Origin of the sequence: Imperialibacter sp. EC-SDR9 (assembly GCF_902498805.1) — a bacterium.
GTDB lineage: Bacteria > Bacteroidota > Bacteroidia > Cytophagales > Cyclobacteriaceae > Imperialibacter.
In genome coordinates this window covers 92,323-113,334 of sequence record NZ_LR701587.1, presented here as the reverse complement: position 1 = coordinate 113,334, position 21,012 = coordinate 92,323, and the positions used below count along the sequence as shown (strand labels likewise).

Here is a 21,012-nt window from a genome sequence, read left to right as displayed (position 1 = left end):
CTTAAAAGCTACATTTGCATCCTGCACCAGAGAAATTTTCAGCGCTTGAAAAGAAAGACAGAATTAAAGAAAGTAAGAAAAAAGATCATCTTCAAAAAATAGTAAAATTTCAATTTTAGTTAAAATCAGATCAAAAAGTTACATGCAAATAGGCGTATACCGATGTTGCTCATAGTTTAATCTAGCGTCGTATGGATACATCGATTACATTAAGATAATATCCATATATCATTGATTATCAAAATTTTATGAAAAAAACACTTGTTCGCCGAAATAAAGCGGGAAATAAACAGCCCAAAATCACTTCAACTGAATAAAAACTAGCTGCGGATCCGTTGGGGTAAATTGAAGCCGGGCTAAGCCAAAGCTCAGCGCTTTTCACAATTTGAGAAAGCCATCAACCTCATGCCTTCACTCAATAACAATCCTCCCCACAACTGCAACACCTCCGCCTCTGGCATAAAGCGTTATCATACATCAGGCCTCTCCCTTTCAGTCTATGGTACTTTGATCAACTCGTTGTCTTTCCTGTTTCCCCGGCTTTTCCTTAGCTTCGCTTCAAGTTTTCACTCATTCCCAAATATAAAACCGTGGAGCCATCAACCACCTCTCTCACCACATTTCTCGACTACCTTAAGTTGCTGGTTCGGCAACCCTCGGTAGTAGGTTATGAAGAACCTTTCTTTCGCTTGATCCGCCGGGAACTGGAAGAAATGGGGATTAAAATCAGCCTTTATCAGGGTTTGCTGGTGGCAGAGGGCAGCATGCCGACAAGCAACTACCTCTCTGCGCATGTCGACCGGCATGGCCTGATCTGCACCGGCCCCAATGAGTTTCAGTATGCAGCCTTTGTTACCCAGAACCGAAGCGAACTCAATGGCAACTCTGTGTCGGAGCAAACGCTGGAAAAAATTGCCGACCGTTTTGAAGGTCAGCAAGTGCATGCCTACGAGCCGTGGTCAGGCACCTACCTGGGGCAGGGCACTACCCACCACTCCTATATTAGTGAGAAGCGAAAAAACCTGATCATCGAAATCAACGGGCTGGAGCATATAACTCCCGGCGTGCCTATAGCCTACTCCGATCGCATCACCATCCACGATGGTCGAGTCTCTGCACAACTCGACAATGTACTGATGGTGGCTGTGGTTGTTTACCTATTTTCTCAAGGCTACCAGGGTACGGCCTTTTTCACAGCACAGGAAGAAGCAGGCCGTAGCTGGCGTTACCTGGCCGATTGGTTTTACAGAGTGGAGCAAGCCACTAAAAAACTCATTGTGCTCGACACCAGCCCCTTCGGAGAAGACGAAAAAGAAGCATCTGACAGCGAAATTATCCTCCGACACAAAGACGCCACTGCCGACTTCGACGAGAAAATGGTCGCTGAAATAGCAGCAGCCAGCGAAAAGCTGGGTATAAAAACGGTGTATAAGGACATTTTCATTGAGCACCACAATGAGCAAAGGTTGGTCGACGGTAAAAAGCCGCTATCGCTTGGACGAACCGAATTAGGCCGTATCATTGAAGGAACCGACGGACTCATCAGCGGGGCAACTATTCAGATTCCCACTACCGGCTACCATACTTCTGAAGAAACCGCCTCTTTACAGTCGATCTCCATGGCGATTAATTTGCTGAAAGAGGTGCTGAAAGAAAGCTTTGACGCAGCCAAATAGACAAAAGAATAAAAAGAGAAGTGCTAAATCTCCGATTCGGAACAACAACACTCCTCTTCCTCCTTTACCGGTGATTGGCTGGCCTTCTCTGCATTCGTTTTGAATGATTACCTTTCTTTTTACCGAGGTCACGGGCATGGCCCACATCCTGCCAGGCACTGCTTGGGCGGCTGGCAGTACATGCACCCAATGAAGTGATCATAAAAATCGATAAAACACCGAATAAGAAAATGGTTCTACTTTTTAATGCTCTCATAGCTGGTGAGATAAATTTATAATTAATTAAATAAAATATTGCACTAAATAAATACATCAAACTTATAAAAAGTAACCCAAAATCCAATAAGATTTTGCCATAAATTCTGCTCATTTTGAATACTAGTGCATGCATCGTAGCTGCAAAACCATCTTTCTGAAGCGTCTTAAGCATTCCGAGCCTGCCTCCCTTAAAGTCAATGAAAAGTGTTGAAAAAAATTTCGGCACAAAATTGCGTAACTGATCGGTTTCCATTTATATTTGTAACTGAACGGTTACTAATAAAGGAGCAAGATGAGACGAGACGTATTCCAGGCGATTGCTGATCCCACCCGCAGGGAGATTATTAACCTGATTGCCTACAAGCGGATGAACGTGAATACAGTGGCTGAGAACTTTGACATGAGCAGGCCGGCCATTTCGAAGCACATGAAAATACTGGAAGAGTGTGGCCTGGTGATGATGGAGCAGCAGGGACGGGAGCGCTTCTGCAAAGCACAACTCAAGCCACTGCATGAAGTATCGGATTGGGTAAGTCGCTACAAAAAGGAATGGGAAGAAAGGCTGGATGCGATGGAAAAATACATCAAAGAATTACAAGCAAAAGACAAAGGCGATGAGCAAAGATCTTGAAATTACTTCCACCAGAAGAGTGACCTACTCTCAGGCTGAGGTGTACCATGCATGGAGCAATCCTGACCTGCTGGCACAATGGTGGGGCCCAAAGGGCTTTACGAATACCTTCCATGCCTTCGATCTGAAACCAGGTGGCGAATGGCGGTTCACTATGCACAGTCCGCAAGGAGCGAACTTTGATAATAAGTGTGTCTTTGTGGAAATCGTGCCCAACCAACGGCTTGTATTTGACCACGTGGAGCCTGTGCACGCCTTCCAGGTGATTGTGACTTTTGATAGCCAGAGCGAAGACACCCTGATCACCTTTCGTATGGTTTTCAAATCTGCAGAAGAATGTGAAAGATCCCGGAAGATAATTGAGCCTTCCAATGAGGAGAATTTTGACCGGCTGGAGGCCTTGCTGGCCAGTCATTTCAACTCCAAAGTATAGTTGCACTTTACTACCGAAAGGAGAACAACAAAAAGTAAACCACATGAGAAAACTAATTTCATTTATGCACGTATCGCTTGACGGTTTTGTAGCAGGGCCGAATGGGGAGATGGACTGGATTAAAATTGATCAGGAAATTTTTGACCACGTCGGTAAACGGATAAGCAAAGGCGATACTGCATTGTATGGTCGGGCAACTTATGAGATGATGGAAAGTTACTGGCCTACCGCAGCAGACAAGCCAGCGGCGACGAAACACGATATTGAACATTCTAAATGGTATAGCCAGGTTCACAAAGTTGTTCTGTCAAAAACAATGAGTGGTACAGATTTAACCAACACAACAATTATCAGCGACAACCTTTCGGACAGCATAAATGAAATAAAGCAGTCCCGCAAAGGCAGTGGCGAAGATATCCTGGTTTTTGGCAGCCCGACAGCCACACATTCGCTTATGCAATTGAACTTAATTGACGGCTACTGGCTATTCGTTAATCCAGTTATTCTTGGCAAGGGCATTCCTTTGTTCGTGAACGTCAAAGACAAAATAAATCTAAAACTATTGAACACCCGGCAGTTTACATCCGGGGTAACGGAACTGAATTATATAGTGGATAACCAATAGCAGTGACCACTAAGAGCGGGAATGTATTTATGAGACTGGCTGAAATGTGGATGCCAGGTAACCTATCAAACGACTTCGTCACATCTAAACGATATCACACATGAACACCACGCATGTAGAAAGAACGGACAGGGAAGTAATTGCCAGCAGGCTTATAGATGCTCCCCGTGCGCTCGTTTTCAAGGTTTGGACAGAACCGGAACACATCGCCCAATGGTGGGGGCCTACAGGCTTCACCAACACTGTTCATGAAATGAACGTCAAACCCGGTGGCAAGTTCCGGCTCACCATGCACGGCCCCAACGGGACAGACTATCCCAATCTTATTGTTTTCAAAGAGGTAGTCGTTCCGGAAAAGCTGGTGTATGTACACGGCAACGGGAGCGATGATGCTCCAGGCAACTTTCATGTCACCGTGACCTTTGAAGAAAAGGAGGGTAAAACACTCCTGACCATGCGCAGCATATTCCAGTCTAAAGCCGACCTGGATTACGTGATTGATAAACACGGGGCGTTTGAGGGGGCACGACAAAACATGGAGCGGATGGCAGCCTACCTCGAGACGAGGATCAATTTGATGACTCAGTTAAAAAACACAAATATGTCAAGAGTAAGTACTTATCTCAATTTTGCAGGAAATACCGAAGAGGCATTCCTTTTTTACAAATCTGTATTCGGCACCGAATTCAAAGGTGGCATCCAGCGTTTCGGTGAAATACCTCCGATGGAAGGCGCTCCCCCAATGACTGAGGCCGACAAAAAGCTGATTTTACACATCGAACTGGAGATACTGGGCGGTCATTTCCTGATGGCCACCGATGCACCGGAGTCGATGGGCATGAAGGTGAAGCCAGGCAATAACATGCATATTAATCTGGAGCCCAACACCCGAGCGGAAACCAAAAAGCTCTTCGACGCTTTGTCGGCCGGTGGAGAAGTAACCATGGAACTACAGGACATGTTTTGGGGCGCATACTATGGCAGCTGCACCGACAGGTATGGCATCAACTGGATGTTTAATTGCAACGAGAAGAGATGAGGAAGTGAGGAGGCGGGAGCCCGAAGTCGGAAGACCGAAGCTGACCATCCTGTCTCCGATCCTTTTAGCTATGCTATTCTAAAACATCATCCATCAAAGACACCTGAATTTTTCCATCTACCTCTATCAGCAAATAAGTGCCACCGGGCGGCAAGGTGGGCGTTAGCTCCCAGACGTCCGCTTGGTTAGCCCTCTCCAGTGGCACAGGATCCGTCCATAAGCCGTTCTGATTGTTGCTAATGAAAAGGTCGACTTCGTTTGTGTCGAACAGGTACCGGTTGAATACAACGAAGCGCTCAAGGGCGTCGATGGTTAAATCGTTTTCGCTGTCTGCCGTATTCAACGCCGCAACCAATTCGGGAGCCGAAAAGCCATTACCGATAGGCGACGCCCGATAGAAATCCATGGATCCTTTGCCCCCGGGCCGGTCGGAGTTAAAATAAAGAACGTCCTCGCCAGTAACGGAGGGATAAGATTCGTGGTGTTCAGTATTGATGTCCGTTAGGTACTCCGGCGTTGAAAATGCGTTAGGGCGAATAGCTACCCTCCATATGTTCATCTTTTCGGCAGGCAGGATTTCGCCTGGAGGCGGACGGTCTGAATTGAAATAGACCCACTTGCCATCAGGTGAGATAACAGGGTGATAGTCGTTGAACCGGCTTTCAAAAGAAACAGTTTGTGGTTCTCCCCATCCGTCCTCACCAAGTTCGAGAAAATAGATTTTGTAGAATGGTTTGCCATTTGCCTCATTGGTAAACTCAGAAGGGCGGGAAATCAGCATCCATTTTTCAGTCGGGTGCAAGGTCATACCGTTTCCCACAGGCAGCCCACTTAGTTTTTCTATATCCTGGCGAGAATAGGGTGGTACGGTGCAACCTGCGCACAGCGTCAAAAAAAAGAGGCAGGAAATCAAAGTAGATTTCATCAATATCACATTTGTCTATCGCAGAATGATGTAGCAGTTAGAAACAATGGGCTTTCTCACTTTAAGAACTTACGAAGCGACAATACCTTCATTCCCCCATGATCTTTTCCCTGTGCATTACCCCCCACTCCCGAAGCTCGCCAATGACCTTTTGGAGTGTTTTGCCGTGCTCCGTTAAATTGTATTCAACCGACGGGGGAAATGAATCTTTGACCGTACGCTTTACCAGCATGTTTTCTTCCAGGTCCCTCAGCTCCTTCGATAGCATTTTGTCGGTGATACCGGTCACTTCTCTCCCCATTTCCCTAAACCTTTTGGTTCCGAAGGAAAGTGAGATAATAATCTGTAGCTTCCATTTACCGCTTAATACTTCCAGGGCATCCCGCACCGGAAGTAGTGCCCTGGTGCAGGATTCCGTGTTTAGTTGGTGTTCAACGGGCTCGAATACTTCAGGTTTTTCCATGTCACTTCGCTTTACTATACCAAAGGTTAGTGCTATACAAAAGTATAGTGATATATATTGTATATCAAATGTAGATAAGTTTGCATTGTCAAACAAATAGTACACATTTAAAACAATCAAAATGAAAAAAGACAAAGTGATATACTGGATTGCCACTGGCATTGTAAGTGCGATGATGGTGATGAGCGGCATGATGTATTTTATGAATCCGGAGGTGGCGGAAGGTTTTACTCATCTGGGTTTTCCGGGCTACTTCCGCATGGAGTTAGGCGTGGCTAAACTAGTGGGTGCCACCGTGCTGCTGGTTCCACAATTTCCCCAGAGGGTGAAAGAATGGGCCTACGCCGGTTTTGGTATTACCTTCATTTCAGCAGCTATTGCCCACACTGCAAGTGGTGACCCGGGTTCAGTAGTGGCAGGCCCGGTAATATTTTTAGCCCTTTTAGTGGTATCGAGAATCTATCTCGGCAAAATGGCTGAAACTAAAGTGGCCGTTGCTGCCTAGTCTCTTCTCCAGCTAAAGCAAGAAGCCCTGGCCAGAAAGTCAAGGCTTTTTTGTTCATATTAATTGGGCTTGCCAGTTCCATAGTATGCCAATACGATATGGAATAGTAGGCAAAATCGTTTTAGGCTTACATCAGTGCATCACCTTAAAAAAAGATTCTCGCCACTGAAATATAGGGCATACCTTTTACCTATAGAAATTGTTGTGCACTAGCCATTTAAATCCGTAGTTGAAAAACTCTAACTGTTAGCCTATATTGTGCCAGGCAATTTTTTAACGCCCGGTCTTTCACTTTTTATGCTACCATGATTTCAACTGCCTTTAAAAAGGAATTGTACGAAGCCATTGACCAGTATTTTGAAAAAAATGGCATTTCAAGGTATGCCAATGGTCAAATGAAAGCGAAGCTGGCGATCGCTGCCGTTTGGTGGGTGGGAAGTTTAGTATTGCTTTACTCTTTTAGCACCTCGCCTTCGATGTTCGTGCTGCTCTACGGCTTTCACCTGTTTTCGCACTTATTCATCCTGCTGAATATTGCCCACGATGCCAATCATTTGTCTATTTTTGAAAACGAACGGGTAAGAAAACTTCTTCGCTACACCTTCGACCTCTGTGGTATCAACTCATACATGTGGCGCCAACTTCACAACCAACAGCACCACAATTTCATCAATATTAAAGGCGAAGATGACGGGCTTGTTGCTCGTGGGCTACTGCGGTACACGCCACATCATGAGCATAAACTCATCCACAGGTTTCAGCATTTTTACCTTTTTGTGGTCTACAGTTTCTTCTCCCTTGATTACATTTTTATCAAAGATTTCGAATGCTTTTTCTTCCCATTCCTCAATGGCCTGAAAGGAAAGAAGCATCCCCGCGTGGAGTATGTCAAGCTCTTTGTTTTTAAGTTGGCCTACATCGGCTATGTGCTATTGTTGCCAATCTATTTTATAGGTGTGCCGACAGGGCTGATCATCGCCTCTTTTGTGGCCTGGCAATTGGTGATTGGCGTGATTGGAGCCACCATCATACAGGTAGAGCACCCATTGCGGTTGAACGAATTTCCCCTGGACAGAGATGAGTACGACCATTTCATCTATCATGTGTTTGCCACCACCTCCGACCACTCGCTGAACAGCACGGTTGGCAATTGGTTTTATGGCGGACTGCACATGCACGTGGCTCATCATTTGGCTCCCCGTGTATGCCATACGCACTACCGTGAGCTTACAAAGCTGATTCAACCGATAGCTGAAAAACACGGTGTATTTTACAAACAGAATAAAACGATATTTGATGCCATCAGGGAGCACTATGGGCACCTGCAAAACCTTAGCTTGTCTACAAAATAACCAGGCTTGACAGACGCAACATCCATCTTTTTTTCGACCGGAAGCTCACTATTAAGCCAATTTTTTATATTCATACCTAACAACCTATATCTATCTAACATATTATCATCCCAAAAACCGCTTGATCTATGCCTACCCTTTCCGATAAGTTGAACCATTGGGTTCAGAAAACGCCCGATAAACTACTTTTTGAGTTTCTGGATATCAATGGAAAATCAGTTGAAAAATACACCTACGAAGAGTTTGAAAAAGCCGTAAGAATTGTGGCATCCAATCTGGCCGAGAATTACAAATTCAAAAAAGACGACAGGATATTGATTACCTATCCTGCGGGCATTGAAATGATTGTCTCGTTTGTTGCGTGCGTTCGCCTGGGGTTGGTGCCCGTGCCTACCTACCCTCCTACTTCTTCGGGTTTCCAGTCGGCGTACTACAAAATGGAGCATATCGCCAAAGATTGTGGCGCCGTGGCCGTCCTCACCAATGGAGAATATTATTGGTCGCTCAAGTTGAACATGGATCGAAACAACATTGTGGAGAAAACCATACTGACCAAGCTGCCGTGGATCAATACCTCTGAATTTACACACGAAACCAGTGCGACCAACTACGAACGGGAGTCGTCGTTTCTCTTTCTTCAGTACACCTCAGGCTCTACCACCGATCCAAAAGGGGTAATGATTTCGCATGAAAACCTTGAGAACAACGCAGAGAACGTATTGTCGGAGCCCCCGGTAACTGTTACCTGGCTGCCACAATACCACGACATGGGGCTGATCGGCTATCACCTGTTCATCATCATGAAAGGGGGCACCTCTATTGGCTTCTCCACGCTTGATTTCATCAGAAAGCCGGTGCTTTGGCTCGAAACCATTTCAAAATACAAGGCCACGCATTCCTCCGCACCCAACTTTGCTTACGACTACCTGCTCCAGCCGGGCAGAGTGTCGGATGAAGTATTCGCCTCGCTGGACCTAAGCTCACTTTCAAACCTCATGACCGCCGCAGAACCCGTCAGGGCAGTCACTTTCTATAAGTTTCTTGAAAAATTCAGCGCATGTGGGCTGAAAGAAACAGCACTGGGCGCAGCCTATGGCCTCGCAGAAAATACACTGGCAGTTTCGCAGCGGGGCGGAAAATCAGTGTCGGTGCTCACCAACTCACTCATTAATCATGAGCTCAAATTCGAGAACGGACAGGCAGGTGACATAACCCAAATCATGAGCTGCGGCAAGCCCCTCAGAGACCAGATTGTGAGAATAGTGGATCCCAATTCCCGTATTGACCTTGGCGAAAACAAGGTGGGTGAAGTGTGGCTGGCAGGCCCCAGCAAGGGGCTTGGCTATTGGGGAAAACCTGAACTGAACAAAGAATACTTTGAAGCCCGAATAGCAAGTGAAAACGGCAGTGCGACGCACACCTTTTTGAGAACTGGCGACCTGGGCTTTTTGCATGAGCAGGAGCTCTACATCTGCGGCAGAGCCAAGGACATGATCATTATCCGTGGAGCCAATTACTATCCGCAGGACATTGAGCAAATTGTTGAAGAATCGAGCAGCAATATTAGAGAGGGTTATGTGGCGGCATTTGCCAACGAAGAAAACGGCGAGGAAAAGCTCGTGATTGTGGCTGGGCTTAAACGCAAAAATGAAATCCCTGACCACAAGAAAATTGCTGACCAGATCCGTGAGAGGCTAAACATTATCCCTTCGCAAATCACCTTCACTAACACCAAAAGTATTCCGAAGACCACCTCGGGAAAAATCATGCGCCAGAAGACCAAGCAGCTTTGGACCAATGGTGAGTTGGAGGTAATTGAAAACCACAACCTGGTCGAGCAAAACACAGATGCTCCAAGAGCCCGGTTAACGAACACACAATTTGACGAGATTTTGAAAAAGTATGGGTTCACCGGCACCGAAACCTACTCTTTGGTGCATGTGCTCGACTCTCTCGATCTGGTGGTGCTCATTCACGATGTGAAGGAGCTTATTAAGGATAGTGGAGCGGCCCAGCTGGCCTCGGAAATTGATGCCCGCCTGCTGCAGGAAATAAGTGTTTCTGAATTCTTCGATTTGATGGAACAATTCAGCACCTCATCCATTCTCGCTATCAACCGCCTCAAGAAGACCATTCTCAAGCTTCAGAAAGAGCACAATGCCTTCGAACAGAAGCGAATGCTGCAGGATACCAAGCTGTCGTTTAAGCCAAAAACCCCTCAGTACGACCCAGCCCACCTGAAAAGTGGTAAGATCCTGCTAACAGGTGGAACAGGCTTCCTGGGGCCGTTTATTTTGAAAAGCTTGCTGCAGCAAACCACCGACACCATATATGTGCTTGTGAGGGCTGACGACGAGAAGAAAGGGCTGGCCAGACTGAAAGAGGCCTTCGACCTTTCGAATGTTCCGGAATGTGAATACCTGGCGGAGTTCGAGAAAAGGGTGGTGGCTGTATGCGGCGACCTGGGCAAACCTCAGCTGGGCCTGGATAAGAAAACCTGGGACTATCTGGCGACCAACACGCACACCATTTACAACAATGGCGCCCTTGTGAACTACCTGTTCAACTATGACAAAATGTGGGACACCAATGTGTATGGCACCAACGAAATAATCAAGCTGGCGCTGGATGGCAACCCCAAGATTCTCAATCACGTGTCCACCACCTTCATTTTTGGCTGGGCTGTAAAAGACACACTTTTTGAAACTGATACCTGCAATTCGCTGGATCTGCTTGACTTTGGTTACAGCCAGACCAAATGGGTGTCGGAGCAAATCGTGTTCGACGCCATGAAGCAGGGGCTACAGGCACGGGTGTTCAGGCCTGCGCTTATTACCCCTTCGGTGTATGGCGGTGGAAACAACTTCGACATTTCCATCCGACTGATTGCCTTCATGATCAACCACGGCATCACTGTCAACTCGTTCAACCAGGTTAGCTTTACCCCTGTGGACATTGTGGCCAGTAATGTGGTGGCCATCTCAGAACTGCCCGATTCGGTCAACAAAACCTTCCATGTGACCCGTGACGAATACGCACGCATGAAAGACATTACCGACATCATCACCAAGCTGACGGGCAGGGAGTTCAAAGGGTTTGAACTGCCAAAGTTTGTGCCTGAAATTGTGGGCAAATGCGGAAAGGAAGACCTCCTGTTTCCGCTGCTCGACTTCCTGGTAAGGTCTGTCAATAATATCTCTTCCATGGAGTTCAAGCGCTATAGCAACGAGTCGTATTGTGAAGCCAAAGTCAGGTCGCCTCACGGAGTACTCGACCCTACACTTGAAGAAACCGTAAGAGGCATGTTGACATTTATGATTAGCAAGGAAATTATAGATGTGGAATTATTAGAAAAGGATGTGAAAATAGCTTCCTGATAGAAGCGAGCAGCTCTTTTTTTTGGGACGCCTGCCTCGGGAGAGACAAGCGTCCCATTTTTTTGCAGGAATGAGAGCTACAAAAGATGACCTTTAATACCAACAGCGATCTGGCTTACATGACAGGAAAGGTTGAGCTACAGAAAGGAGGAATAAAATGGCAGATGACAAACCCAGACTTGCGAGGCTGACGGCCATTCTCACCCAGCTGCAGTCGAAACCACTCGTAACTGCAACGGACATTGCAAAAAAGCACCAGGTGAGCATAAGAACTGTCTATCGGGACATTCGAACCCTTGAGCAATCAGGCATTCCCATCGTTACTCAGGAAGGCAGGGGTTATTCTATCATGGACGGCTTCAAGCTACCGCCGGTGATGTTTACCGAAGAGGAAGCAAGCGCCATTGTCATCGCCGAAAAATTGATTCGGGCGAACAAGGACCAGTCGCTGGTGGAGCACTACGAAAGTGCAGCCACCAAGATAAAGGCAATCCTAAAGTTTGGACTGAAAACGAAGACAGAGCTCCTCTCCGATCGATTGCAGGTGCGGGACAACAGCGAAAATGAAAAGACAAGCAACCATCTTATTCACCTCCAGTCTGCTATTTCGAGCTACCATGTTGTAGAGATCAATTACCTGTCGTTAGAAAATCAGCAAAGCCAGCGAAAAATTGAGCCCTTCGCCCTGTATACCACGCAGGGCAACTGGATTCTCATTGCCTTTTGCCGGCTAAAAAAAGACTTCAGGGCCTTCAGGCTCGACCGTATTCAAAGTTTACTGCAAACGGACAGCCAATTTGAGCCACACAAAATTACCCTGGAACAATATTTTGAACAGTGTCGAAAAAAATGGTCAACCACCCCTGACATACCCTTGGCATAAGGGCCATCTAACTTTGTTGCAAATCAAAATATTTAAGCGATGCAAAAAGTAAAAATTGACCCTTTTAAGATGATTGGAATCTCGGTGAGAACAACCAATGAAAATGGACGTGGAGGCAAAGACATTGCTGACTTGTGGGGTAGGTTCCTTTCAGAAGGACTTCTAAATGCTATCCCCGGCAAAGTGGATGGCACCATTTACTCACTTTACACCGACTATGAAGGCGACCACATGGCACCATATACTGCCATCCTTGGCTGTAAGGTAGAAAGTCTGGAGACAATTCCTGATGGGATGGTAGGCAGGGCTTTTCCGGGTGGCAGCTACGTGAAAATCACCGCCAAAGGCGACTTGACAAAAGGACTGATCGTTTCGGAGTGGATAAAAATATGGGCGATGGGTTTGGACAGGGCATTTTCGGCTGACTTCTAAGTATTTGGCGAAAAGGCACAAAACCCAGCGAATGCAGAAGTTGACTTTTTAGTGGCCGTAAAGTAACCCGACGTAAAATGCGAGAAATCGACAACTACTACCTGAACAAGGAAGAACCCAACAAGAGCTGCCTGCTGGCCTTGCGCAGTATGATCCTTGCTACGGACACGAACGTAACTGAAACGCAGAAGTGGGGAATGCCCTGCTTCTGTTTCAGGAAAAAGATGTTTTGCTACCTGTGGACAGACAAAAAAACAGAAGAACCCTATATCCTTTTCGTTGAGGGAAAGTACCTCGATCATCCAAACCTGGAATCGGGCGAGCGCTCCCGTATGAAGATATTCAGAGTAAACCCCAACGAAGACCTGCCAGTGGAAACCATCGAAGCGTTGCTGAACAGCGCACTGGATCTGTATAGAAACGGGACAATAGTGATTAAGGGGTGAACTCATTGAAGGTTCGCAAAGCATATTTCGGAAATTGGTAGTAACTTGAGGGGGAGATGTAAGGAGTATGTGGGGCAGGCCGATACTGAGATGTTAGGCTCAATGTCTGTGGGACGTGAATGCAGGACGCAAGAATTGGCAAACTTTCTAGTTCTTGCGGGCATAGTGCAACAGGCAGGCTTTTCAAGGCCTTGCAGAAAAAATTAAACCATATAAATGGCTGAAGACGGACTAGTCAAATTGCACATCGACCTGCCAAACCATTGGGGAACTGGCGGAGAATCGATGTGGGCGGAACCACTAGGGAATGATCTGTATCGGATAGAAAATGTCCTTTTTTACGCTTATGGGCTAAATTATCAAGATATTGTCCGAGCGACAGCAGACTCTGAGGACTTAAAACCTGAGGTAAGAGAGCTTGTGACAGACGCTGGCCATCGAACGTTCCGTGTGATTTTCGAAAAGACCCTTGATAAGGCTGAGCAAGAAACCATTTTAGATTCCTTGAACGGCTTCGGTATTACATATGAACGAGCCACCCAATCATACGTAGCACTGGACATGGAACCTAGTGGAGACTACCAAGCAACAATGGATCAACTTGCAAAATATGAAGAGCAAGGTCTGTTGGAGTTTGAGACATGCGAAGCTAGAGTTGAAGGTAGCTTTGACGACCGTCCTGACGAGGAAGATGACGAAAAAAGATTCTAACAAGGGCCTAAAAATGAATGTGGACTTCGGCGGTTTTCAAGCATTCGCTGGCATGGATTGTCCGCCACAAAAGTTAATTTTATTCATGGGCGTGGCTAAGTACTAGTGGAGACGGAAATGCATAACATTCCACCACTGACGTTAGGTGATATCAACAATATGTACTTATCGTTTTCCGTGAAAATAAATTCAGTGTTTATATTAACTGTCAGTAATGTTTTTATTATCTTTGTTTCATAGTTCTTTGAAACCATGTTTTGATGCCTAATTACTAAATGGAGTGCATTTGATAGTCTGCAAAGGCAACCCATATGGGTCACTTAACGGCACATCTCTTCATCTCTCGCATCACCTTATCATCGTTGATTCGATAGACTGATTTGATTAACCCTGTTATGTATGCGAGTATCTTTTTAAAGATATGACGCAGGAATATTTAAGTGAGTGTAACGAGAACATTGTTTACGCATTTAGTAATTAGTCTTTAATACACCTTGTGATTGGGTCATAATTGTAGTGACGCAGGACAATATCGTCCCATTATTTAAATATAAAGTCACATGAGTAGATTAAAACAAAGTCAAAACATTGACAGTTTGATTAGTTCAATTCAAACTGTCATCAAGAACCAGTGTTCTCTTTCGGAGAAGGACTTAATAGTCCTAAATGAGGCAAAAGTGACTCTTGAAATGCTGAAAAAGAAAAAAGGTAAAACAAACGAACAAGTTCTTAAGGAGATTGTGAAGGTTGTTGAATTACTTGCCAAGTTTTTTTCATGATTTCAGCTATGAGTAAACACCATGCAATTCATAAATCTGAACACTCCTTAAAAATTTTCCAGTTTAAAGTCATGAATCTAGGAAACGTAATAAAAAGCATAAGAAAGCAAAAAGGCCAAACTCAAACTGAGTTTGCTACCTTATGTGGTATTACACAAACATATCTATCTCAAATTGAGAGTAATTCAAAAGACCCGAATCTTTCGACATTAAAGACGATTAGTAATAATCTCGGCACACCATTGCCTATCCTATTTTTTTTGTCCCTAACTCAAGAAGATATAGATCCCAGGAAAAGGGAGGCATTTGAAATAATAAGTCCGTCGGTGAAATCTCTTGTAAATGAATTCTTTGCTGTTTGAGAAATATCAATTCAAACTATTCTGTTCAGATATTGGATGTGACCCTAAGAAAGTTCGTTTCATAGTCGATAACATTGACAGCTATTATAACGAGTGGTTGGAGAAAAAACCGGATAAAAAAAATGGCGGCTTCAAAACATTTGCAGACGGTACAATAAAAACAAGAGCTATCAGGCCGTCTCTAAAAGAGTTGAAGTTTATTCAACAACGCATTAAGGATAGAATTCTTGTTCCTATTAAACTTCCGAGACACATACATGGTGGAGTAAAAAAGAGAAGCAATATTTCAAATGCAAAACCTCATCAAGGAAACAAGTATCAATTCACAACAGACTTAAAAGACTTCTATCCAAGCGTCAAATATGACAAAATTTTTGATGCTTTTCTGAAACTTGGATTTTCTAATCATTACAGTCATTGGGTAACAAAATTAACTTCGTGGAAATATGAATTACCACAAGGAGCCCCAACTAGCACACATATATCAAATTTAGTTTTTCTGGAAACTGATTTCAGATTAATTGATTACTGCAATCTGCATAGCCTCACCTACACTAGGTATATTGATGATTTAACATTTTCATCTCAAACTTGCTTCAAGGAGAAATTGAATACCCTTTTGGACATAGTAACTACCAGCGGATTTAAGGTTGGTTACCGAAAAACGTGGTATGCGGGCAATCAAAATATCACTGGTATTGATGTTTTCAATAATTTTATCGATGCGCCGAACCGAATAAAAGAAAAAGCAGAATTAGAGTTTAGAAACAATTCGGAATATAAGCCTTACTCAGTCTACGTCAACAACATCAGGCGAACGAATAAACAAAAAACAAGTCGATAACATTTTGTATGAAATCATAGCCGGATAGTATGCCGCCCATAGCCAAAATTATAAGCCAACTCACCGAGCGCCTCTCACCCCACCATCAACGTCTGAAAATTGGCAGTACAGTTGTAGTCAGAGCCTCCCTTTCAAACCTGACCTTTTGTAATTTGCTCTATTTCACCTATTTTTAGTAATGATCAAACGATTCTTCAGAGGCTACCTCATGATTCTGAAAGGTGAATTGCTTGCCTGGGCAATTCTGCTTTTCATTGGATTGGTGCTGCAAATTGCCGTGAGCATTTTCTAAACCCCTCTCCTTTCCCTCCTCCTCTATTTTTTTATTGTTTCCGAAACCTTAAAAGCTAGGTCTCGTTAGCGACCATATAGTCGCTACTATATGGTCGCTTTAAAAACATTCAACAACTTACCACAGGAAAGGCAGCAGGAAATCATCGGGGTTTGCCTCGAAGAGTTTGCCTTCAACGATTACCAGTCTGCCTCGCTTTCCACCATCATCAAAAAGCTGGACCTGGCCAAAGGCAGCTTCTACCGCTACTTTGAAAGCAAGCAGTCTCTCTACTTCTACCTGCTTGACTACGCCGTTCAGCAACGGCTGGCGAACGACAAGGGGTTTATTAAACAACCGCCCGAAGACTTTTTCGACTTGATCATTCTGCACTTTCGGGCGAAGGTGCACTTCGACAAAACGCAGGGGGTGGTCAGCGCCTTCCTGTACAATGTGCTGCGAGAGAAAAACACCGAGGAGCTGGGCAATATTCAGGCCATCAGGAAGCAGAAAGCGCTGGACATTATGTATCAGCTGGTGGACCAGTATGTGGAAAATGGGCAGCTGCGAAACGACATTGACCGCAAAATACTGGCCTGGCACGTGCTTCAGACACAGCTTTCCATTTTTGAGTTCATGGAGCTGCACTACCAGCAGGATTTCCGTCAAAATATTCAAAACAACAAACAACTCTACAACCTGCCAGAAGATGAGCTGGTTGCGATTGCTCAGCAGTTTGTAGAGATCCAAAAAAACGGTTTTAAGAACAAATGATGATCGTTGAAACAAACAACCTGACCAAGCGGTACGGACGTGCCACTGTGGTTGACCAGGTATCTCTGCAGATTCCGCAGGGGAAGATCTACGGGTTCCTCGGCCTCAATGGGGCCGGAAAGACAACGACTATGCGCATGCTGCTTGGCATGATCAAAGCAACGGAGGGCAGTGTTGCTCTCTTTGGTCAGAAAGTGCCTGGCAACGCATCAGTATGGGACAAAGTGGGCTACATGATTGAGTCGACCTGCGCTTACCCGGACTTGTCGGTGGTGGAAAACCTCAACATTTTTTACAGGTACCATGGCCTGAACGACAAAGAAGTAATCGACAAAGTCATTGCCCGACTGAAGCTTGACCAGTACAGAGACGTTCAGGCCAGCCACCTTTCGCTGGGCAACCTGCAGCGCCTCGGTCTGGCCCGAGCACTTATGCACAGTCCCGAGCTGCTCATCCTCGACGAGCCGGTGAACGGGCTTGATCCGGCGGGCATTGTGGAAATCCGTCGCCTGCTCCGGGAGCTAAGCGCACAGGGCACCACCGTGCTGATCTCGAGTCACCTGCTAAGTGAAATTGCCAAGGTGGCCGACACCATCGGCATTATCCATCGGGGTGTGCTGATTAAAGAGCTGGAGGCCAATCAGCTGCACAATGAAATAGAAAGGAAGCTCGTGCTGAATTCGCACGACAATGTTCTGGTGGCTGACCTGCTCCAGAAAAACGGAATTCCGTTCAGGACAAACGCTGCCAGCGAGATAGAGATCATGGATCGTCAATGGATGAGCGAGCCTGACCGCATTGCCGAAATGGTGGTAGCCGAACACGTGGGCCTCACCAAACTATTCACCTTCGAAGAAGACCTCGAAAGCTATTTTTTAAGAACTATTCAACAGTAAGTAAAATGACAACTTCATTGAGAGCCATTGCGCCAGAATTTTTAAAACTCAGGCACTCAACCATTGTGTGGGTCACTTTTGCCGCTTTTGCCCTCGGCCCAGTCATGGGTGGGCTTTCTCTTTACCTCCTCGGTCACGCAGGCGATATGGGGTCTTCCCCTTTGAGTGAAAAAGCAAAACTGATGAACTTCTCTGCTGACTGGCCCTCATACGTCGGCTTGCTCACCCAGATAGTGGGTGTAGGCGGCGTGGTGGTATTCGGCTTCGTGGCCAGCTGGTTGTTTGGCCGTGAGTATTCGGACAAGACAGCCAAGGACTTGCTTGCCCTTCCAGCTTCCCGTAGTAGCATCATCAACGCAAAGTTCATCGTTTACGCCGTTTGGTGCATCGCCCTTGTGGTGGCCAACCTGCTACTGGGTTTGGTCGTCGGTGCCTTAATGGGGCTTGACAACTTTGATGTCAGTGTTATCACCTCTACCTTAACCAATTATTTTATCACCACGGTGTTAGTGATGTTGCTTGGAACACCAGTTTCCTTCATGGGCATATGGGGGAAAGGGTACCTCGCTCCTATCGGGCTGGTGGTGCTGATGCTCATCGTCTCGCAAATCGTAGGGGCCGTTGGGCTGGGGCAGTATTTTCCATGGTCTGTTCCAGGATTGCACAGTGGTATAAGCGCCGAAATGAAGGCCTCGCTGAGTGCCGTCAGCTTTGGTCTGGTTGGTCTGGTAGCGGTACTGGGTTATCTGGCGAGTCATTGGTGGTGGAATCAGGCGGATCAGAATTAACTCCATAGAGCAAAGACTACAAAAGTTTGGATTGTCAGGGGGAGGCTGGCTATCCAGCCCAGGCAAGCCTTTGTTTTTTATTGGCCAGGCAGCCAAAACTTTTGTAGTCTAATACGGTGATCGACATAGAATATTGATTGCTTCTATTCATCAGAACTTCCGATATTGGGATTCTTTGAAATCAAAACCTACCTAGCGTGCTTAAACTCGTTTTCAGAATCTCCCTGGTCGCCCTGCTCTTCACCTGTGCTGCACCGGCATTTTCTCAGTCCACAAAAGAGCCTATCGACTACGTCAACCCGTTTGTGGACACCCACAAGTCACGTTGGTTCTTCTTCTCTTCTGCCTCCCGGCCTTTTGGCATGGTGAACCTCAGCCCCGACACCTGGGTAAAAGGAAGCTGGAATTCTGGCTACCTATATGATAGCCTGTATGTCCGGTGCTTCTCCCACATCCACGCCTGGCAAATGTCGGGCATACCTGTGATGCCGACCGTGGGCGAATTCAAAGGGCATTTGGGCATGGAAGCTTACAAATCGGCCTTTAGCCATGATGATGAAAAAGCTATACCCGGCTATCACAGCGTCTTTTTGAAGGATTACGGCATCAAAGCGGAGCTCACCTCCACTACCCGGGTAGGTTTTCACAAATACACCTATCCGGCCAATGTCAACAAGGACATTATTTTCGACGTGGGGGCATTCCTGGGTCACGGTGACATGGATTCGGCCAAAGTGGTAAAAATAAGCGATAAGGAAATTGAGGGCTATAGCATCATGGCTCCTACCCACCGCCGTCCAAAGCCCACCTACGTCTACTTTGTTGCTCGTTTCGATCAGCCCATCTCTTCTTTTGGGGCGTGGGAAAAAGGAAAACTCAAGACCGGAAAAGTAGAGCAAATCCATGGCAAAGAAGTGGGGGCCTATGTCAGGTTTGATAAGAAGCAGTCGAAAACCATTCAAATGAAAGTGGCCATTTCCTACACCAACACGGCACAGGCCCGGCTCAATATGGATACCGAGCTCCCTCACTGGAATTTTGAGCAAGTGGTGTCAGCATCCAAAAGTGAATGGAATGGCTACCTCAGCAAAATCAAAATAGAAGGTGGCACGGAAAAACAGAAAATCAAATTCTATACCGACCTTTGGCACTCACTGCTCGGTCGCCGTATTGTGAGCGACGTAGACGGCAAGTACTGCGACATGACCGGATCGAAGCCAGTCGTTCGGCAGGTGGCATTGGATGAAAACAGAAACCCAAAACACAACCAGTACAATTTCGATGCGTGGTGGGGCAGCCACTGGACACTCAACGTGCTCTGGTCGATGGTCTACCCTGAAATCATGAATGAGTTCTGCGCCAGCATGGTGGAGATGTACCGCCATGGCGGGTTGATCCCCAGAGGACCCTCGGGAGGCAACTACACCTATGTGATGATAGGCGACCCGGCTGTTTCTTTTTTCGCCACTGCTTACAACAAAGGCATCCGAAACTATGACGTAGCAAAAGCCTACGAAGGCCTCTACAAAAATGCTTTTCCAGGCGGCATCAGAGACCGGGCTGGCTATGAGCATCGTGACAATCCGCAGGGCGGCGGCATGAACTATTACGTAGAGCGAGGCTATGTGCCCGAGGGCATTCCCGGCCCCGGCGGACACAAAGACGGGGCCGCCATGACGATGGAATACGCCTACCAGGACTGGTGCCTGGCTCAGCTAGCCAATGCGTTGGGAAAAACAAAGGACTACGAGTTCTTCGACAAGCGCTCCCAGAACTACAAAAACCTATGGAACCCTGAGACGCATTTTATCCATCCCAAAAACATAGACGGAACCTGGATTGAAAACTTTACGCCAATCGGCGAAGGATTCAACACGTTAGGTTTTGTGGAAAGCAACTCGGCCATTTACACCAACTACGTGCCCCATGACCTGAAAGGACTGGCAGCATTGTTCGGCGGCACAGACAAGTATGCTCAATATGTGGACAGCTGTTTTATAAAAGCGAAGCCCAACAAATTCATCACCGACCATGGCAAACATGCCGAAAGTTGGGTCGACTACGAAAACCAGCCTTCGTGCCAAATGGCCCACCTTTTCAATCATGCGGGAGCGCCCTGGCTTTCTCAAAAATGGGTGCGGGAAGTGAAAGAAATTACGTTCTCAGACATTACCCCGTACGGAGGCTACAATGGCGATGAAGACCAGGGGCAAATGGGAGCACTCGGCGTATTGACGGCCATAGGGCTGTTTCAAATGGATGGCGGCGCATCGGTCAATTCTTCTTACGACATTACGACGCCGATATTCGATAAAGTAGAAATCCAGCTTGATCCGAAATACTATTCCGGTAAAACCTTCACGATCAGAACAGAAAACAATTCAGCTGACAACATTTACATTCAAAAAGCCTCTCTGAACGGCAAAGACTGGACAAAATTCAGCTTCCCGCATGAGGTATTTTCACAAGGAGGAGACTTAAAATTGACACTTGACAAAAACCCCAACAAGGCATGGGGGCTGGAGCGATAACCACAACCAAC

The 21,012-nt window shown here is 46.2% G+C and carries 22 protein-coding genes; 19 read left to right on the top strand and 3 right to left on the bottom strand.

The genetic code is table 11. The features are described from left to right. Positions 1-590: 590 nt before the first annotated feature. Positions 591-1,676, top strand: coding sequence for a peptidase M42 (locus GC130_RS15680; RefSeq protein ID WP_151999276.1), 1,086 nt, complete (start codon positions 591-593; stop codon positions 1,674-1,676). Positions 1,677-1,740: 64 nt separating this feature from the next. Here the strand turns inward: GC130_RS15680 and GC130_RS15675 are convergent, their stop codons facing one another. After that, complete coding sequence (locus GC130_RS15675; RefSeq protein ID WP_151999275.1) at positions 1,741-2,187, bottom strand: hypothetical protein; 447 nt, start codon at positions 2,185-2,187, stop codon at positions 1,741-1,743. A gap of 39 nt (positions 2,188-2,226) precedes the next feature. On the opposite strand from GC130_RS15675, the gene GC130_RS15670 reads away from it, so the two are divergent. The 4 genes from GC130_RS15670 to GC130_RS28885 all read left to right on the top strand — a co-directional run bounded on the left by GC130_RS15670 (position 2,227) and on the right by GC130_RS28885 (position 4,662). Further along, positions 2,227-2,565 carry a helix-turn-helix transcriptional regulator gene (locus GC130_RS15670; protein WP_151999274.1) on the top strand — a complete coding sequence of 113 codons (339 nt, stop codon included), beginning with the start codon at positions 2,227-2,229 and terminating at the stop codon, positions 2,563-2,565. After that, positions 2,549-2,998: an SRPBCC family protein gene (locus GC130_RS15665; RefSeq protein ID WP_151999273.1), complete on the top strand. Its 450-nt coding sequence runs from the start codon at positions 2,549-2,551 to the stop codon at positions 2,996-2,998. The genes GC130_RS15670 and GC130_RS15665 overlap by 17 nt, the downstream gene beginning before the upstream one ends. Before the next feature lie 43 nt (positions 2,999-3,041). Next, a complete protein-coding gene (locus GC130_RS15660) occupies positions 3,042-3,623 on the top strand; it encodes a dihydrofolate reductase family protein (protein WP_151999272.1) in 582 nt (193 codons plus the stop codon). Between the two features lie 100 nt (positions 3,624-3,723). Next, positions 3,724-4,662, top strand: coding sequence for an SRPBCC domain-containing protein (locus GC130_RS28885; RefSeq protein ID WP_201568355.1), 939 nt, complete (start codon positions 3,724-3,726; stop codon positions 4,660-4,662). A 73-nt stretch (positions 4,663-4,735) separates the two neighbouring features. On the opposite strand, the gene GC130_RS15645 is transcribed toward GC130_RS28885, so the two are convergent. Both GC130_RS15645 and GC130_RS15640 read right to left on the bottom strand, forming a co-directional pair. After that, positions 4,736-5,587 (bottom strand): PD40 domain-containing protein, encoded by an 852-nt coding sequence (locus GC130_RS15645; RefSeq protein WP_151999271.1) that lies wholly within the window; start codon positions 5,585-5,587, stop codon positions 4,736-4,738. Between the two features lie 88 nt (positions 5,588-5,675). Then, positions 5,676-6,050 carry a helix-turn-helix domain-containing protein gene (locus GC130_RS15640; RefSeq protein WP_151999270.1) on the bottom strand — a complete coding sequence of 125 codons (375 nt, stop codon included), beginning with the start codon at positions 6,048-6,050 and terminating at the stop codon, positions 5,676-5,678. 121 nt (positions 6,051-6,171) lie between these two features. Between GC130_RS15640 and GC130_RS15635 the strand changes: the two genes are divergently transcribed. From GC130_RS15635 to GC130_RS15570, 14 genes are all read left to right on the top strand, one after another. Beyond that, complete coding sequence (locus GC130_RS15635; protein WP_151999269.1) at positions 6,172-6,555, top strand: DoxX family protein; 384 nt, start codon at positions 6,172-6,174, stop codon at positions 6,553-6,555. Between the two features lie 305 nt (positions 6,556-6,860). Further along, positions 6,861-7,907, top strand: a complete 1,047-nt coding sequence (locus GC130_RS15630; RefSeq protein ID WP_151999268.1) for a fatty acid desaturase — start codon at positions 6,861-6,863, stop codon at positions 7,905-7,907. A 128-nt stretch (positions 7,908-8,035) separates the two neighbouring features. Further along, positions 8,036-11,284, top strand: coding sequence for a fatty acyl-AMP ligase (locus tag GC130_RS15625; RefSeq protein ID WP_151999267.1), 3,249 nt, complete (start codon positions 8,036-8,038; stop codon positions 11,282-11,284). A 157-nt stretch (positions 11,285-11,441) separates the two neighbouring features. After that, a complete protein-coding gene (locus GC130_RS15620; protein ID WP_151999266.1) occupies positions 11,442-12,167 on the top strand; it encodes a YafY family protein in 726 nt (241 codons plus the stop codon). A 39-nt stretch (positions 12,168-12,206) separates the two neighbouring features. Further along, positions 12,207-12,599, top strand: a complete 393-nt coding sequence (locus tag GC130_RS15615; RefSeq protein WP_226940512.1) for a GyrI-like domain-containing protein — start codon at positions 12,207-12,209, stop codon at positions 12,597-12,599. A 77-nt stretch (positions 12,600-12,676) separates the two neighbouring features. Then, positions 12,677-13,045 carry a DUF1801 domain-containing protein gene (locus tag GC130_RS15610; protein ID WP_151999265.1) on the top strand — a complete coding sequence of 123 codons (369 nt, stop codon included), beginning with the start codon at positions 12,677-12,679 and terminating at the stop codon, positions 13,043-13,045. A 216-nt stretch (positions 13,046-13,261) separates the two neighbouring features. Continuing rightward, positions 13,262-13,756, top strand: coding sequence for a DUF4265 domain-containing protein (locus GC130_RS15605; protein WP_151999264.1), 495 nt, complete (start codon positions 13,262-13,264; stop codon positions 13,754-13,756). A 560-nt stretch (positions 13,757-14,316) separates the two neighbouring features. Next, complete coding sequence (locus tag GC130_RS15600) at positions 14,317-14,535, top strand: hypothetical protein (RefSeq protein WP_151999263.1); 219 nt, start codon at positions 14,317-14,319, stop codon at positions 14,533-14,535. Next, on the top strand, positions 14,532-14,897 hold the full coding sequence (locus GC130_RS29260; RefSeq protein WP_151999262.1) for a helix-turn-helix domain-containing protein: 366 nt from the start codon (positions 14,532-14,534) through the stop codon (positions 14,895-14,897). The genes GC130_RS15600 and GC130_RS29260 overlap by 4 nt, the downstream gene beginning before the upstream one ends. After that, positions 14,878-15,741: a reverse transcriptase family protein gene (locus tag GC130_RS15590; RefSeq protein WP_151999261.1), complete on the top strand. Its 864-nt coding sequence runs from the start codon at positions 14,878-14,880 to the stop codon at positions 15,739-15,741. The genes GC130_RS29260 and GC130_RS15590 overlap by 20 nt, the downstream gene beginning before the upstream one ends. 382 nt (positions 15,742-16,123) lie before the next feature. After that, positions 16,124-16,786 carry a TetR/AcrR family transcriptional regulator gene (locus GC130_RS15585; RefSeq protein WP_151999260.1) on the top strand — a complete coding sequence of 221 codons (663 nt, stop codon included), beginning with the start codon at positions 16,124-16,126 and terminating at the stop codon, positions 16,784-16,786. After that, positions 16,783-17,682 carry an ABC transporter ATP-binding protein gene (locus tag GC130_RS15580; RefSeq protein ID WP_151999259.1) on the top strand — a complete coding sequence of 300 codons (900 nt, stop codon included), beginning with the start codon at positions 16,783-16,785 and terminating at the stop codon, positions 17,680-17,682. Before GC130_RS15585 ends, GC130_RS15580 begins: the two co-directional genes overlap by 4 nt. 5 nt (positions 17,683-17,687) lie before the next feature. After that, on the top strand, positions 17,688-18,470 hold the full coding sequence (locus tag GC130_RS15575) for an ABC transporter permease (protein WP_151999258.1): 783 nt from the start codon (positions 17,688-17,690) through the stop codon (positions 18,468-18,470). Between the two features lie 197 nt (positions 18,471-18,667). Then, entirely contained in the window at positions 18,668-21,001 is a 2,334-nt protein-coding gene (locus tag GC130_RS15570) for a GH92 family glycosyl hydrolase (RefSeq protein WP_151999257.1), read from the top strand. Positions 21,002-21,012 lie beyond the last annotated feature (11 nt).